Origin of the sequence: Pedobacter sp. R-06 (genome assembly GCF_049913135.1) — a bacterium.
Lineage (GTDB): Bacteria > Bacteroidota > Bacteroidia > Sphingobacteriales > Sphingobacteriaceae > Pedobacter.
Window position 1 is genome coordinate 4,165,710 of the sequence record NZ_CP183977.1, and the last position, 14,818, is coordinate 4,180,527.

Sequence of the window (14,818 nt, forward strand, 5' to 3'; positions counted from 1 at the left end):
CTCCGCTAAACTTTTACTTTCCGCTCTTTGCGACTTCCTTATTTTCTTTGCGGTTAAAAGAACTACCTCAAATCAAACAAACTATCAACACCCAGCAACTTCCGCGAGGTAAAGCCCTCGCCAAAAGTAGCGCCAATGCTTTTACCGAATTCTCTTGCGCGGCCAATTACGGTTTCGAAAAACTCCGGCGATGAAATATAAGTTTGTAAGCCATCCACATCAGGATTATAAAACTGGGTTTTAAAGGCTTTGATCGATTCAATTTTCTTGTCCATGTGGTTAGATATATCCACAATGATATCAGGTTTTAAATATCTGTCCTGAATAAATTGCAACAATAACCTCGGCCGGTGCGCTTCTTGTTTAACACCATCTATCGATGTTTCTACTTTTGGTAAACCTGATAAAAAAACCGAATCGTATACCAGGTCGCCTGCCCTTCCATGGTCAGGATGACGGTCTTCCAATGCATTACTTAAAATAATTTCTGGTTGATATTTTCGGATGGCTTTAATGACTTCTAAACGATGAAATTCGTCATTCTGAAAAAAGCCATCCCTCATGCTCAAATTTTCGCGAACGTGTAAACCCAAAATTTTTGCAGAATCCGCAGCCTCTTCATCTCTTGTTTCTGCAGTACCACGCGTACCCAGCTCGCCTCTGGTTAAATCTACAATTCCAACTTTTTTACCAAGGGCAATATGTTTTAAAATAGTCCCTGAGCAACAAAGTTCTGCATCGTCAGGATGCACGGCTATCACTAAAATATCTAATTTCATTATTTATTGGGCATTTTGGTTCAGCAGTTGCTGAATTTTCTTTTTAATTTTCGAACTCATTGGCTTAGTGAAGGGTAAAAAATAATCTTCTAGCTCGCCATTTTTGTTCAGAAGGTATTTATGGAAGTTCCAACGGGGTTTCGAACTTAATTTTGCATTTTGTTTTTTCTCGCTCAAGAATTGATAAAGCGGGTGGGCATGTGCCCCACGAACCATAATTTTATCAAAAACGGGAAATTTTACGCCATGGTTAATCTCACAGAAAGATGCAATATCAGATCCATTAAGCGGTTCCTGCTTCCCAAAATCATTGGTAGGAAAGCCCAAAATTTCAAAATCCGGACTGTTAATTTCGTCTTTAAGCTGTTGCAGTTCCTTTAATTGTGGTGTAAAACCACATTCAGATGCGGTATTTACAATTAAAACAACTTTATTGCGGTAGGCTGATAATGGCTGCTCTTCGCCATTAATTTTTTTAACCTTAAATGAATAAATATTCGGAATGCGTTCCTGCATTATATGTTATTGATAAAATCCTGAAGTACGGATAATAGATTCTATATCCCTATCCTCGTTCGGATCGTAAGTGCTTTTTAAATTATGTCCTACCACGCGGGCCACAATCTGATAAGAAAATGCAGCGAAACCACCCTTGGTTTGCTTTACAATATCGTATGTTGTTCTGCCCACTTCACGGTCGATCAGCTTCGTTAAAATCTGACCTTGAGTAATGGTTAATTCTTTTATTTCGCGGTTAAACATGTCTTTAATTTCTTTATCACATTGTTTAACCAGTTGTTTCTGTTCCTTTTTCTCTGGCGTACGGGCAATATCCTGCTCTAATTGCTCATATCTACGTTTTGCAAACAGTGCATATGGCATTACCTTTAATACGTTATACCTTAAGCGATTATATGCGGCCTGTTCTGCCGGCGATTTCCATATCCTTGCAGCATAAATTGATACATCATTAAGCTGCATCCACGGAATCATTACACCATTATCATTTGTTGAGGCTACTCTTATTGTATCGCTTTTACCCAATTTAGGGAATATTGGCGCAGCAGGATCCTGAGCCCGTAGTGAAATGCTACAAATCATTACAATACAAAGAAAAAAGAGCCCTTTAATTTTCATAAATTTATACTTTTACAAAGTTAGGTGTTATTTCATATATTAGTTGTTTCACAAAACTAATATAAGTTTTATTCATAAATAAGACGCAATTTTTACGCAAAAAATACAAATGAAAACAGAGTTAGTGATTGATTTAGAGGCGGAAAAGCAAGAAATTCTAAAAAGATATAGGGCATTACTACGGGCAAGCAAATCTACTTTACAAAAGGGCGATAAAAAAGAAATCAGGAAAGCTTTCGATATGGCACTGGAAAGCCATAAAGATATGCGCCGAAAATCTGGCGAACCTTACATCTACCACCCCATCGCTGTAGCGCAGATTGCTGCTGAAGAAATTGGCTTAGGAACAACCTCTATTGTATGTGCCTTATTGCACGATGTGGTAGAAGATACCGATATCACTTTAGAAGATATTGAACGCGAATTTGGCAAGAAAACCGCTAAAATTATCGATGGTTTAACCAAAATATCCGGCGTTTTCGATACCAATAGCTCCTTACAGGCCGAGAATTTCCGTAAAATGCTACTTACCCTGGCAGATGATGTGAGGGTAATCCTGATCAAACTTGCCGATCGTTTGCACAATATGCGTACAATGGATTTTATGCCACGCCACAAGCAGCTTAAAATCGCCTCAGAAACCATTTATTTATATGCTCCATTAGCCCATAGATTGGGTTTATATGCCATAAAATCAGAGTTGGAAGATCTTTCGATGAAATATCTCGACCCTGATACTTACAAATTTATTGCAAAAAAATTAAACGAGAAAAAAGCAGAACGTGCGCTTTTCATCAAAAAATTCGTTGAACCGATTGATGAAATTGTTCACGAACAAGGTTTAGTGGCAGATGTTTACGGCAGGCCCAAATCAATCCACTCCATCTGGAACAAGATGAAAAAGAAAAATATTCCTTTCGAAGAGGTTTACGATCTTTTTGCCATCCGGATTATTTTGGACTCAGCACCCGAAAATGAAAAGGCCGATTGCTGGAAAGCCTATTCCATTGTTACCGATTTATACCGCCCAAATCCTGATCGTTTAAGAGATTGGGTTTCCTCACCAAAAGGAAATGGCTACGAAAGTTTACATACTACGGTGATGGGTCCACGCGGACAATGGGTTGAAGTACAGATCCGTACACAACGTATGAACGAAATTGCAGAGAAAGGTTTTGCGGCGCATTGGAAATACAAAGAATCGAGTAACGATAACGGTCTGGATCAGTGGATCCAGAAAGTACGGGAGATGCTCAGCAATCCTGAAGCCAACGCTTTAGATTTCCTGGATGATTTCAAGATGAATCTTTTCTCTGATGAGATTTTTATCTTCACGCCAAAAGGTGCCTTAATCCAGCTGCCTTTAGGCGCTACTGCATTAGATTTTGCTTTCGAGATTCATACCGATGTAGGTGCAACTTGCATAGGCGCTAAAGTGAACCATAAACTGGTTCCCATCTCATATAAACTGCAAAATGGCGATCAGGTAGAGATTATCACTTCGAGCAAACAAACCCCTAAAGAAGACTGGTTAAACGTGGTAGTTACCGCCAAAGCCAAATCTAAAATTAAATCATCTCTAAAAGAAGAAAAGCGGAAAATTGCCGAAAATGGTAAGGAAATCTTAGAAAGGAAGCTGAAATCGTTAAAAATCACCTACAATACCGATAATCTTCAAAAGCTAAGTTATTTCTTTAAACTGCCTTCTACGCAAGAACTCTTTGTTAATGTTGCCTTAGGGAAAATCGAACTGAAAGATATAAAGGAGTATCTATCCAGCGAGAAAGAAGTTGAAAACCGCGGTCCGGAACGCCCTGAAAATCTTTCCGTTGACGGAATCAAGAGTAAAATTAAAGGTGGAGAATCTGACATTTTATTGATTGGCGAAGACATGCAGCGCATTGATTATACCTTGGCGGCCTGTTGTAACCCAATTCCCGGCGATGATGTTTTTGGCTTCATTACCGTGAGCGAAGGCATTAAAATACACCGTACCAACTGCCCTAACGCTGCACAGCTAATGGCCAATTATGGTTATCGCGTAGTGAAAGCCAAATGGAACAAACAACAGGAATTAACTTTCTTAACCGGCTTGCGCATTGTAGGTATTGATGATGTAGGCTTGATCAATAACATCACCAGGGTTATCTCTACCGACTTTAAAGTAAATATGAGATCGATTACTGTTGATACCAACGAAGGGATTTTTGATGGTTCGATTATGATTTTCGTAAACGATACCGAACACCTTGAAAACCTGATTAAAAATTTATTAAAAGTTAGAGGTGTTACCGGAGTAACGAGGTTTGATGCATAAATGAGTTGGAAAGTCCGGAGTCAGATGTCGGAAGTCAGGATTTTGAGGCCTAAGTTGCAAGCTATTTGCAATTTAAACTTCTGACTCCCGACCCCAAACCTCCGACTTATTACAACATTTCAACAATCAAACACTATAACAATCAAACAATTTACCTACCTTTGAATGGAGTTTAAAAACTATGTCTGAACAAAAAACAAATGAGCTCGTTCGCAAGATTTTTGAGGCTTATTTAGAAAACAAAAATCTACGTAAAACACCAGAGCGTTTCGCTATATTGGAAGAAATATATTCAAGAAACGACCACTTTGATGTAGAAACCCTTTATATCCACATGAAAAACCAAAAGTACCGCGTAAGTCGTGCTACGGTTTATAACACATTGGAGTTATTGGTTTCATGCGATTTAGTTACCAAGCACCAGTTTGGTAAAAATATGGCACAATTCGAAAAATCTTATGGTTACCGCCAACACGATCACGTAATCTGTATCGAATGTGGTAAAGTAGTAGAATTCTGCGATCCACGCATACACCAGATCCAGACCATGGTTGGTGATCTTTTAAAATTTGATGTGAAACACCATTCGTTAAATCTTTATGGTTTCTGCTCTGATTGCAGTATGGCCAGAAAAGTAAACGAAAGTGCAGCAACAGCCGCAAAAATTGTCGAAAATTAAATCAAAATACAAATAAAACCAGCTTAATTTATTAAATAATGACGCAAGTAGATGTACTTCTCGGCCTGCAATGGGGTGATGAAGGAAAGGGAAAAATCGTTGATGTACTAAGTCCAAAATATGATCTTATCGCCCGTTTTCAGGGTGGCCCAAATGCCGGACATACTTTAGAGTTCGATGGCAAAAAATTCGTTTTAAACACAATCCCTTCAGGAATTTTTAACGAAAAAACCATGAACCTGATCGGTAATGGCGTAGTAATAGACCCTATTATCCTAAAAAGAGAGTTAGACAATTTAAAAAAAGCTGGTCATGATCCTATTGCTGATGGCAAATTGGTAATTGCCCGTAAAGCACACTTAATTTTACCAACCCACCAATTATTAGATGCCGCTAACGAGGCACGCATGGGTAAAAATAAAATTGGATCAACCTTAAAAGGTATTGGTCCAACTTATATGGATAAAACTGGCCGTAATGGTTTACGCGTTGGCGATACTACACTACCTGACTTTAAAGAGCGTTATGCTAAATTGGTAGAAAAACATACAGAAATCCTTTCTCATTACGAAGGTTTCGAATATGAATTGGCTGAGAAAGAAGCATCATTTTTTGAAGCAATCGAATTCTTAAAAACGATTCCTCATGTAGATAGCGAACATTATGTGAATGGTTTCTTAAAAGAAGGAAAAGCGGTTTTAGCAGAAGGTGCTCAGGGAACGTTATTGGACGTAGATTTTGGTTCATACCCTTTTGTAACTTCTAGTAACACTACAACAGCAGGTGCCTGTACTGGTTTAGGTATTGCGCCTAATAAAGTAGGAGCCGTTTATGGTATCTTCAAAGCCTATTGCACACGTGTTGGTGGAGGCCCTTTCCCTACTGAGTTAGATAACGAAGTTGGTGAAAATTTACGCGCCTTAGGTCACGAATTTGGCGCAACTACAGGTCGTGCGCGTCGTTGTGGCTGGATCGATCTTCCTGCATTAAAATATGCCATCATGTTAAACGGAGTAACAGAATTAATTATGATGAAAGCTGATGTTTTGGATACTTTCGATACCATTTATGCTTGTACCCATTACGAATATAATGGCGAAACGATTGATTACATGCCGTATGACATCATTTCAATTGAGCCAAAACCAGTATTGAAAGCAATTGATGGTTGGGCTACCGATGTAACCAAAATCACTTCCGTAGATGAAATCCCAGCTAAATTAACTGATTACATTGCGTTCTTAGAAAAAGAATTAGAAGTGCCGATCAAATTCCTTTCAGTAGGACCAGATAGAGCACAAACTTTGGAATTACGTTAAAATATACATTCAGCATAACGACTGAGAAAAAGCAATCCATAATTGGGTTGCTTTTTTGTATTAAAGCAAATCGATCTAACAATTTGCTTATTATCATCGATTTAATTATTTTTGAGTATAAACATTTTACTATGGCAACTATATTAGAAAGCGAAATGCTTAATTATTTTACACAGCTAGACGATGCCGAAAAAAGTTCAGTAGTGAATATGCTTAAAGCATTTATAAAAGGTAAAAGAAAGAGTGCAAACGTTAGCATAGAACAATACAATACTGAACTATTGGCTGCAGAAATAGAATTTAAAAACGGCAATTATATAACCCACGATCAACTATTAAATGAGATTAAAAGTTGGTAAAAAATAATTTCAAAATTGTCTGGACCAAACCAGCTCAAAACCAATTAAAGGAAATATACAAATATATCAGCGAGGAGTCTGTTCAAAATGCCATAAATGTCATCAACGACCTAACATACGCTGTTGAAAATATAGTTGAGCATCCAGAAAAACATAAAATTGATCAATATAAAAAAGATAATGATGGAACCTATCGTGCTTTTGAAAAACATCATTTTAGAATTTCTTACCGGAACGAAAAGCAAATTATTAGGGTTTTAAGGATTAGACACACCAAAATGAATCCTAAAAAACATTAATTTGACTTACGTTCATTTTTAACAAGCTTATAATTTCAAATCGTTTCAAACGATTTAAAGATAATATTCTAAGTACCTTTCCACTTATGCAGGGTTTAGTTACCTTTGCCGCAGCTTGAAAACCACACAAAACATATCTCATTTTAAACAAAAAGCATTGCATTGGGCCAACCAGTTCGAGGTTTGTTGTTTTCTAGATTCAAATGATTACAAAGATGCCTATTCAGCTTACGATTTCATTATCGCTGCTGATGCACGTCATGAATTAAAATGCCTGGCAGGCAATGCGTTTGATCAACTAAAAAACTTTTATGCTGCAAATAAACAGTGGATTTTTGGCTTTTTCGGCTACGATTTAAAAAACGAAATAGAAGATCTTCATTCTAATAATCCGGATCATTTAAATTTCCCAGATCTATACTTTTTTGTTCCGAAGTACCTCATAGCCTTCAAAAATGGCAAGGCAGAGGTGCTGATTGGTCCAGAATCAATTTTAGCAGAAATCGATTCTTTTGAACATCAAATAGAAGTTAAATCTAAAAAAGTAACGATAACACAACGATTGTCTAAAGATCAATATGTTCAAAAAGTAGAAGCCTTAAGAGACCATATTGTTCGTGGTGATATCTATGAAGTTAATTTCTGCCAGGAGTTTTTTTCCGAAAATGCAGAAATAGATCCTGTTCAAACTTTCGAAGCGTTAAATCAAGTCTCTCCCACCCCATTTGCAGGTTATTTTAAAGTTCAGGGTAAATATATTTTATCTGCTACCCCAGAACGTTTTTTATGCAAACGTGGATCGAAACTTACCTCACAACCTATAAAGGGCACTGCGAAAAGAAGTTTAGACCCTTCGGAAGATGAAGCTATAAAATCGCGACTCAGGAACGATATTAAGGAACAGGCAGAAAATGTAATGATTGTTGATCTGGTGCGCCACGACCTCACCAAATCGGCCGTTAAGGGTTCTGTTACAGTCGACGAGTTATTCGGCATCTACAGCTTTCCACAGGTACACCAGATGATTTCTACCATTAGCTGTGAATTAAGCCCAGAGGTTCACTTTATCGACTCCATTAAAAATGCATTTCCAATGGGCTCTATGACAGGCGCACCAAAGGTTAAAGCAATGAAATTAATTGAAGAATACGAAGTGACCAAAAGAGGAATTTATTCTGGCTCTTTTGGATGCATTAGTCCTGATGGGGATTTCGACTTTAATGTGGTGATCCGAAGCATTTTATACAATGCTGGATCCAGCTATTTATCTTTTCAGGTTGGAGGAGCCATTACCTATCAAAGCAATGCCGTTTTAGAGTACGAAGAGTGTTTACTGAAAGCCAGTGCAATTTTGAAGGTGCTGGGCAGTTAATTGGTTCACTAGTCATTGGTCATTGGTTCAATGGGGCACTCCCAAGCGATCCGACTATATAAATCGTCGTCATCTCGACTGAAACGCAGTGAAATGGAGAGGTCTATCTATCCAGATTTCTCGACACTTTCTAGTCGTAGCACTTTCTAGTCTTAGCATCTCGCTAAGACTTAATCAATACTCTGAAATAAAAAGGTCTTAGCAAGAATACCTGTAGTCGTAGCGTCTCGCTACAACTTAAACAATATCTTTAACCTTAATCTAAATAAAAAAGGTCTTAGCGAGACGCTAAGACCAGATAATGTTAAAAAGACCCTGAAATAAATTCAGGGTGATGAAAAGCAAAAAAGGTGGAATTTTCTGCATCATGCAAAACCTTCCACCTTAAACCCTAAGCCCTAAACCTTATTTCTTATAATACTGCTGTGCCTCAGGTAAATATTTTTGGATCTGCGCAATACGTGTAGCATCGCTTGGGTGTGTACTCAAAAACTCGGCTGGTTTTTGTGCACCTGCCGACGCCGCCGACATCCTGTTCCAGAAAGCAGTGGCATTTTGTGGATTGTATCCGGCCATGGCCATAAAAATCAAGCCTAAACGATCGGCTTCTAATTCTTGATTGCGACTGAATTTTAACATCGCCACTGGTGTACCAACACCATAAAGGGTATTAAAAATAGATTGTGTTTTTGGGTTTTTAGATAATGCAACACCTGCTGCAGCACCAATCCCTTGAGCAACCATTTCCTGCGACATCCGTTCTGCAGAGTGACCTGCAATGGCGTGGGCAATCTCGTGGCCCATTACAGTAGCCAACCCTGCATCATCCTGTGTAACAGGCAAAATACCGGTATAAACCACAATCTTCCCTCCAGGCATACACCAGGCATTTTTCTCATTGTTCTGTACAACGTTAACTTCCCACTGGTAATCTGCAATGAGGTTGCCATAATTATTGCTGTTCATATACGATTTTACAGCTGTAATTAATCTACTGCCAATGGTTTTAACTTTCAAAGCCTGCGCATTCGAGGCGGGTAAAACTGTACTTTTATTCTCCGTTAAAAAGGTGCTATAAGCCTGGAATGCCATTGGCAAAACCTGATCGTTACTCACTAAATCAAATCGACTACGGCCTGTTAAAGGAACGGTAGAACAGGAGTTAAATAATAAAATCCCAGCAACACTTGCTGTTAAAAATAACTTTTTCATAAATGCGATTTTAAATGATTAGTAAATACTGATAAGCAAAACCGAAGATTAAACAGTAAGCCTATAAATAAGTTTTAATGAAATGTGTTTTGTTTAATTAATTAGTTTTCTTCCTAAACAAATACACTTTAGATTCTTTGCCTTTCAGCAATCTTTCGAGATTTTTTTGATGCGTAACCAGGATTAGGATACAAACCACCATGCCATAAAGCACTTCGGATTTGATCGAAACCTGAAACAAAAACACCACGCTCAGCGGAAAAGTAAATCCCGCGCAAATGGAGCTTAATGAAACATATTTGGTTAACAACAATACCACCACAAAAACCAGAACACAAAGCATAGATGCTTCGAAGTTAACTGCCAAAATCATTCCAAAAAGTGTGGCGACACCTTTTCCACCTCTAAAACCTGCAAAAACAGGAAATAAATGTCCCATTACTGCGGTTACACCGAGTGCGAGTTGATAATTGACAAAAACAACTGAATTTTGCGGTCCGGTTACAGACATGCCAATTAAATAGGCCAGATTGGTTGCGGTATAGCCTTTTGCAATATCGATGATCATTACTGCAATTCCGGCTTTTTTGCCCAATACCCTAAAGGTATTGGTTGCGCCAGCGTTGCCACTTCCATACTCCCTTACATCAACGCCATAAAAGGCCTGACCAAGCCATACAGCTGTTGGTATAGATCCAAAAAGGTAGGCAATTAATAGCGCGCTGAGAGAATAAACCGTAACCATAGCCTACAATGATACAAAAAATAAGCTTTTAATTTTATAGCAAATCACTTTAGTATGCTTTTAAACTCATATCCAGGCTTTTCACAGAATGTGTAAGCGCGCCCATCGAAATAAAATCTACGCCGCAAGCAGCATATTCTGCAACATTCTCTTCAGTAATCCCTCCAGAAGCCTCCGTAATGAATTTACCGTCGATTAATTTCACCGCAGCTCTTAAGTTTTCAAAACTGAAATTATCAAGCATGATACGGTCTACACCACCAATGGCCAAAACCTGAGATAACTCTTCTAAATTTCTCACCTCAATTTCAATCTGAAGTGATTTATTTTTATTTATTAGATATTTTTTAGCAGCTGTAATAGCATTTGAAATTCCTCCTGCATAATCTACATGATTATCCTTAATTAAGATCATATCATACAAACCAATGCGGTGATTTACACCTCCCCCGATCCTTACCGCCCATTTTTCTAAATAGCGAAGTCCTGGAGTGGTTTTACGGGTATCTAAAATTTTCGTTTTAGTTGTTTTCAATAAGGAAACAATCCGATGGGTTTTAGTTGCAATACCACTCATGCGTTGCATACAGTTTAAAACCAAACGCTCAGCAATTAAAATAGCATGTGTACTTCCGGAAACGGTTAGGGCAATATCACCTACTTTTACCGCCACACCATCCTGTAACAATACATCAACTTTCAGTTCGGCATCAACCTCCTTAAAAATCTCAAGAGCCAGTTCAACTCCAGCCAAAACACCATCTTCTTTGATAATCAGTTTTGCTTTCCCCTGTGTTCCGGGTGGAATTGTTGAAAGTGAAGTATGATCACCATCACCAACATCTTCGGCAAGGGCATTTTTTATGAATTGATGTATAAGTTGAGTATCCAAAATGTAGATTTTATGCCGCAAAAATAAGAAATATTTGTTAGCAGACAATTTACTGAAGAGTTAAAGTGATTTGTTGACTTCAGAAATTTTTAGCCTCCGCGACTTACAAAGCTGGCAATGCCTAGCGGTGGCACAACTTTGTAGGTACTGCCCAGCCAATTAATCCTTTGCCGGTTCGATCCTTAATTCGGTAATCGAAAAGCTGGTATTGAATTTTTTCATGGTGATGGAAACCCTGAAGGTCTCTTTGGCGGTGCTTAGAATAATTACGCCAAAACGATAATTTGGATTCGTATTAATTTTATGAAAAATACTTGTTTTTACTGGCGGATGTTTAACAAAAAAATCTCTTAAAATCTGTTCACCCTGTGCTTTTGAGTATACATCTTCTTCATCAACTATAATAAGTTCGATAGTTGAGGCGAAACTTTTAGCAATTTCTTTTGAATTGCCAGACTTAAAATACGAGGATAAATCATCAATAATATCTGCCTGAAGAGCTGTAGGATGATATAATGACGACAAACTAATAATGAGTAAAAATAAGCTCCGGATCATTTCTGTATTTTATACAGAACCCTATAGCTAAAATTATGCCATTAGCGTATCAAAAAAAGGATTTCTTCATTTGTATAAGCTTCAATAAAGTTATATTTGCCATATAAACAAAACACTAAAACATGTTATACATGAAAATGTTTTAATGTAGATCAATAAATTTTACAATAAAAATGGTAAACGATAAAAAACTCGCGCTTATAATTCTAGATGGTTGGGGCTACGGAAAACAAGATAATTCTGATGCTGCATATGCTGCCAACACTCCTTTTTTCGATTCGTTATTACAGAAATACCCAAATTCTAAACTTGAAGCATCAGGTGAGGCAGTAGGCTTACCAGCCGGACAGATGGGAAACTCTGAAGTTGGGCACATGAACTTAGGCGCAGGTCGGGTAGTTTACCAGGAGCTTGGAAGAATCAACAAATCGATTACCGACAGAGAATTGCACAGCAATCCGGTTTTGGTAAGTGCATTCGATTATGCTAAGCAAAACAACAAAGCGGTTCACTTCATCGGCCTCGTTTCAAACGGTGGTGTGCATGCGCATATCGAACACTTAAAAGCTTTATGCGATGCCGCAAATGAAGCAAACGTACCAAACACTTTTGTCCATGCTTTTTTAGATGGCCGTGATACTGATCCAAACTCTGGCTTGGGCTTTATTACTGACCTGAAAAACCACATCCAAAACACCAACGCTAAATTAGCTACCATGGTTGGCCGTTATTATGCCATGGACCGCGATAACCGTTGGGAGCGTGTTAAACAAGCTTACGATGTAATGGTAAATGGCATTGGCGAGAAAACACAGGATGCTTTAGCCGCAATCAAAAAATCGTATGCTGATGGCGTAACTGATGAATTTTTAAAACCAATCGTATTAACGCAGGATAATGGTGCACCAGTTGCTACGATTCAAAATGATGATGTAGTAATCTGTTTTAATTTCCGTACCGATAGGGGTCGTGAAATCACCACTGCATTAACGCAAAAAGATTTTCCGGAACAGCAGATGCACAAACTGCCATTGTATTATGTTACCATGACTACTTACGACGAGAGTTTTGAAAAGGTAAATGTAATTTTCACCAAAGATGATTTAACCAAAACCATTGGTGAAGTGCTGGCCGACAACAATAAAAATCAGATCCGTATTGCAGAAACGGAGAAATATCCGCACGTAACCTTCTTCTTCTCAGGCGGAAGAGAAGCTGAATTTAAAAACGAAAAACGTATTCTAATTCCTTCACCGAAAGTAGCCACCTACGATCTTCAACCAGAAATGAGTGCCGCCGGGATTACAGACGCCATTACCAAAGAAATGGAAACCGGATGGGCTGATTTTATTTGCTTAAACTTTGCAAACCCAGATATGGTTGGTCACACAGGTGTTTTTGAGGCTGTGGTAAAAGCAGTAGAAACTGCAGACAAATGTGCAGAAACTGTGGTAAACAAAGGTTTGGAGCATGGTTATTCGTTTATTCTTTTAGCCGATCATGGAAACTCCGAATTCATGGTAAATGCAGATGGCTCTGCCAATACTGCACATACAACCAACCTGGTTCCTTGTATTTTAATTGATAAGGATTATAAAACCATTGCAGATGGTAAATTAGGTGACATTGCCCCTACTATTCTAAAAATATTAGGTGTGGCTATTCCAGCAGAAATGACAGGAAATGTTTTAGTATAATGGTTAAAAAACTTTATATCCTGGTATTTGCTCTGGCATTGTTTTCCTGCAATCAGCGAAAAGAAGCTGAAGCAAATACCGATTTATTGTATTTTGATGTAAAAGGATATTTTGGAAAAGAAATTTCCCGCTTACAAAAGCTAAACCCCATTGTAAATAAAACCGTTAGTGTAAATGGGGCAGCTGAAAATAAAATAGCTAAAATTGCCGATTGGTCAAAAGAATTAGCCATTTTCGTTAATGCCGACATCAATAAAACATCGTGGAAAGGGAGTTTTAAAACAAAAGGACAAGATGGTGTTGATATTTATACTTCCGATAATAAAAAAATCCCTGTTAAAAAGGTTTCTATAACATGGAATGGCCAGAAAGCAGGTAAAATAGAGATCATTATTGATAACAAAAATATCTTATACCAATCTCAAGATACTTTAACCTACTTCCCGGATAGCCTTTATGCAATCAAAAAGCAACAGAAAATCAGATTGTTAAAGGGAAAGAAGTATTCAGTTATCGGAAAGCTGAAATAAAAAAAATGGGACTCGAAAATATTCAAGTCCCATTTTTCTTTAAAGGCTATATTTTATTTTAGGCTAGCAATCTGCGCCTTATCGTAGGTTACCCAATCAATAATATCTTTTCTTAACGGCTGCAAGGTTAATACCTTCTGAAAATCAGCGATAGAATTGTTGAACAAAGCTACACAAGCCGCTTTTTCTTCTTTTTTCTTCGCTTTAAAAGATCTGAAAATTGCATAATCCTTATAAGCTAAGCCACGGTTCTGAAACATTTGGGCATCTTCATCACCATTAATTTCAATGGCTTTTGTAAAATCTTTGAGAGATGCCAAATAAAAGTTCTCGCGCATGGTATTTAACGATTCTTTAGGGTCGTTAGCGATTTTTAATCTTGCTATCCCCCGGTAATAATAAGCCGTAACCTCAGTAGGTTTAATGGTTAATAACCGGCTATACGTAGCAATACATTTCTCATATTCACGATTTTGGAAATAAGAATATCCAAGCATCTGGAGCACATTTGCGTTATCTTTAGTTTTGGCATCAGCTTTTTCTAATTGTATAGCGGCAGTTTTATAATCACCTTTCATCATCGCCTGCATGCTTCTTTCGTAATTGCTTTGTGCGAAACTACTAGTTGATGTAAAAATAATTAATCCTAAAATCGCCTTTTTAAAATAGTTCATGTATGAGTAATAAGTTTAACAAATCTAACGCCTAACCAAATTTATAGGAGAAATTTTTCGCAATATAATCCTATTCTGATAATTTAAAAGTTTTTAATTTTCTTTCTTTCAAAACAAAATACCCTAAACATTAGCTTAAACGCTAAAATATGCTTTATATGATATTGGCGAAAATATTTATATTACTCTGCCTTTTTAACATAAGATTAATATTATTTTCACTTTGGCACAAGAGTTGAATTTATTAAC

16 protein-coding genes are annotated in these 14,818 nt (G+C 37.6%); 8 read left to right on the top strand and 8 right to left on the bottom strand.

Annotated elements, in window-relative coordinates:
- Positions 1-62 precede the first annotated feature (62 nt).
- The 3 genes from bshB1 to ACN9MR_RS16600 are packed head-to-tail and all read right to left on the bottom strand — an operon-like array spanning position 63 to position 1,916.
- Complete coding sequence (gene bshB1, locus ACN9MR_RS16590; RefSeq protein WP_426325241.1) at positions 63-779, bottom strand: bacillithiol biosynthesis deacetylase BshB1; 717 nt, start codon at positions 777-779, stop codon at positions 63-65.
- Between the two features lie 3 nt (positions 780-782).
- Positions 783-1,295, bottom strand: coding sequence for a glutathione peroxidase (locus ACN9MR_RS16595; RefSeq protein WP_426325243.1), 513 nt, complete (start codon positions 1,293-1,295; stop codon positions 783-785).
- 6 nt (positions 1,296-1,301) lie between these two features.
- Entirely contained in the window at positions 1,302-1,916 is a 615-nt protein-coding gene (locus ACN9MR_RS16600; protein WP_057933640.1) for a DUF4294 domain-containing protein, read from the bottom strand.
- Between the two features lie 109 nt (positions 1,917-2,025).
- On the opposite strand from ACN9MR_RS16600, the gene ACN9MR_RS16605 reads away from it, so the two are divergent.
- From ACN9MR_RS16605 to ACN9MR_RS16630, 6 genes are all read left to right on the top strand, one after another.
- Positions 2,026-4,233, top strand: coding sequence for a RelA/SpoT family protein (locus ACN9MR_RS16605; protein ID WP_055906427.1), 2,208 nt, complete (start codon positions 2,026-2,028; stop codon positions 4,231-4,233).
- 181 nt (positions 4,234-4,414) lie between these two features.
- Positions 4,415-4,912 carry a Fur family transcriptional regulator gene (locus ACN9MR_RS16610; protein WP_057933641.1) on the top strand — a complete coding sequence of 166 codons (498 nt, stop codon included), beginning with the start codon at positions 4,415-4,417 and terminating at the stop codon, positions 4,910-4,912.
- A 38-nt stretch (positions 4,913-4,950) separates the two neighbouring features.
- Entirely contained in the window at positions 4,951-6,231 is a 1,281-nt protein-coding gene (locus ACN9MR_RS16615; RefSeq protein WP_190326317.1) for an adenylosuccinate synthase, read from the top strand.
- A gap of 131 nt (positions 6,232-6,362) precedes the next feature.
- Positions 6,363-6,590: a hypothetical protein gene (locus ACN9MR_RS16620; protein WP_426325247.1), complete on the top strand. Its 228-nt coding sequence runs from the start codon at positions 6,363-6,365 to the stop codon at positions 6,588-6,590.
- The gene (locus ACN9MR_RS16625) at positions 6,584-6,889 is read left to right on the top strand and encodes a type II toxin-antitoxin system RelE/ParE family toxin (RefSeq protein WP_426325249.1); all 306 of its coding nucleotides are present in this window, start codon (positions 6,584-6,586) and stop codon (positions 6,887-6,889) included. The genes ACN9MR_RS16620 and ACN9MR_RS16625 overlap by 7 nt, the downstream gene beginning before the upstream one ends.
- A 115-nt stretch (positions 6,890-7,004) precedes the next feature.
- A complete protein-coding gene (locus ACN9MR_RS16630; RefSeq protein WP_426325251.1) occupies positions 7,005-8,261 on the top strand; it encodes an anthranilate synthase component I family protein in 1,257 nt (418 codons plus the stop codon).
- Between the two features lie 405 nt (positions 8,262-8,666).
- Here the strand turns inward: ACN9MR_RS16630 and ACN9MR_RS16635 are convergent, their stop codons facing one another.
- From ACN9MR_RS16635 to ACN9MR_RS16650, 4 genes are all read right to left on the bottom strand, one after another.
- Positions 8,667-9,473: a M48 family metallopeptidase gene (locus tag ACN9MR_RS16635; RefSeq protein ID WP_426325253.1), complete on the bottom strand. Its 807-nt coding sequence runs from the start codon at positions 9,471-9,473 to the stop codon at positions 8,667-8,669.
- Between the two features lie 97 nt (positions 9,474-9,570).
- Positions 9,571-10,218 (bottom strand): glycerol-3-phosphate 1-O-acyltransferase PlsY, encoded by a 648-nt coding sequence (gene plsY / locus ACN9MR_RS16640; RefSeq protein ID WP_029279402.1) that lies wholly within the window; start codon positions 10,216-10,218, stop codon positions 9,571-9,573.
- A gap of 49 nt (positions 10,219-10,267) precedes the next feature.
- The gene (gene nadC / locus ACN9MR_RS16645) at positions 10,268-11,110 is read right to left on the bottom strand and encodes a carboxylating nicotinate-nucleotide diphosphorylase (protein WP_426325256.1); all 843 of its coding nucleotides are present in this window, start codon (positions 11,108-11,110) and stop codon (positions 10,268-10,270) included.
- Between the two features lie 159 nt (positions 11,111-11,269).
- The gene (locus ACN9MR_RS16650; RefSeq protein ID WP_426325258.1) at positions 11,270-11,668 is read right to left on the bottom strand and encodes a DUF4783 domain-containing protein; all 399 of its coding nucleotides are present in this window, start codon (positions 11,666-11,668) and stop codon (positions 11,270-11,272) included.
- A gap of 173 nt (positions 11,669-11,841) precedes the next feature.
- Here ACN9MR_RS16650 and gpmI point away from each other — a divergent pair, with 173 nt between their 5' ends.
- A complete protein-coding gene (gene gpmI / locus ACN9MR_RS16655; protein WP_426325260.1) occupies positions 11,842-13,365 on the top strand; it encodes a 2,3-bisphosphoglycerate-independent phosphoglycerate mutase in 1,524 nt (507 codons plus the stop codon).
- Entirely contained in the window at positions 13,365-13,895 is a 531-nt protein-coding gene (locus ACN9MR_RS16660; RefSeq protein ID WP_426325262.1) for a hypothetical protein, read from the top strand. The genes gpmI and ACN9MR_RS16660 overlap by 1 nt, the downstream gene beginning before the upstream one ends.
- Before the next feature lie 53 nt (positions 13,896-13,948).
- Here ACN9MR_RS16660 and ACN9MR_RS16665 read toward each other — a convergent pair whose 3' ends face one another.
- On the bottom strand, positions 13,949-14,569 hold the full coding sequence (locus ACN9MR_RS16665) for a tetratricopeptide repeat protein (protein WP_057933649.1): 621 nt from the start codon (positions 14,567-14,569) through the stop codon (positions 13,949-13,951).
- Positions 14,570-14,818: the final 249 nt, after the last annotated feature.

Excerpts from the sequence above, each read along its gene's own strand:
- bshB1 (WP_426325241.1), bottom strand. The coding sequence starts at position 779 with ATGAAATTAGATATTTTAGTGATAGCCGTGCATCCTGACGATGCAGAA.
- ACN9MR_RS16595 (WP_426325243.1), bottom strand. The coding sequence starts at position 1,295 with ATGCAGGAACGCATTCCGAATATTTATTCATTTAAGGTTAAAAAAATT.
- ACN9MR_RS16600 (WP_057933640.1), bottom strand. The coding sequence starts at position 1,916 with ATGAAAATTAAAGGGCTCTTTTTTCTTTGTATTGTAATGATTTGTAGC.
- ACN9MR_RS16605 (WP_055906427.1), top strand. The coding sequence starts at position 2,026 with ATGAAAACAGAGTTAGTGATTGATTTAGAGGCGGAAAAGCAAGAAATT.
- ACN9MR_RS16610 (WP_057933641.1), top strand. The coding sequence starts at position 4,415 with ATGTCTGAACAAAAAACAAATGAGCTCGTTCGCAAGATTTTTGAGGCT.
- ACN9MR_RS16615 (WP_190326317.1), top strand. The coding sequence starts at position 4,951 with ATGACGCAAGTAGATGTACTTCTCGGCCTGCAATGGGGTGATGAAGGA.
- ACN9MR_RS16620 (WP_426325247.1), top strand. The coding sequence starts at position 6,363 with ATGGCAACTATATTAGAAAGCGAAATGCTTAATTATTTTACACAGCTA.
- ACN9MR_RS16635 (WP_426325253.1), bottom strand. The coding sequence starts at position 9,473 with ATGAAAAAGTTATTTTTAACAGCAAGTGTTGCTGGGATTTTATTATTT.
- plsY (WP_029279402.1), bottom strand. The coding sequence starts at position 10,218 with ATGGTTACGGTTTATTCTCTCAGCGCGCTATTAATTGCCTACCTTTTT.
- ACN9MR_RS16650 (WP_426325258.1), bottom strand. The coding sequence starts at position 11,668 with ATGATCCGGAGCTTATTTTTACTCATTATTAGTTTGTCGTCATTATAT.
- gpmI (WP_426325260.1), top strand. The coding sequence starts at position 11,842 with ATGGTAAACGATAAAAAACTCGCGCTTATAATTCTAGATGGTTGGGGC.
- ACN9MR_RS16660 (WP_426325262.1), top strand. The coding sequence starts at position 13,365 with ATGGTTAAAAAACTTTATATCCTGGTATTTGCTCTGGCATTGTTTTCC.
- ACN9MR_RS16665 (WP_057933649.1), bottom strand. The coding sequence starts at position 14,569 with ATGAACTATTTTAAAAAGGCGATTTTAGGATTAATTATTTTTACATCA.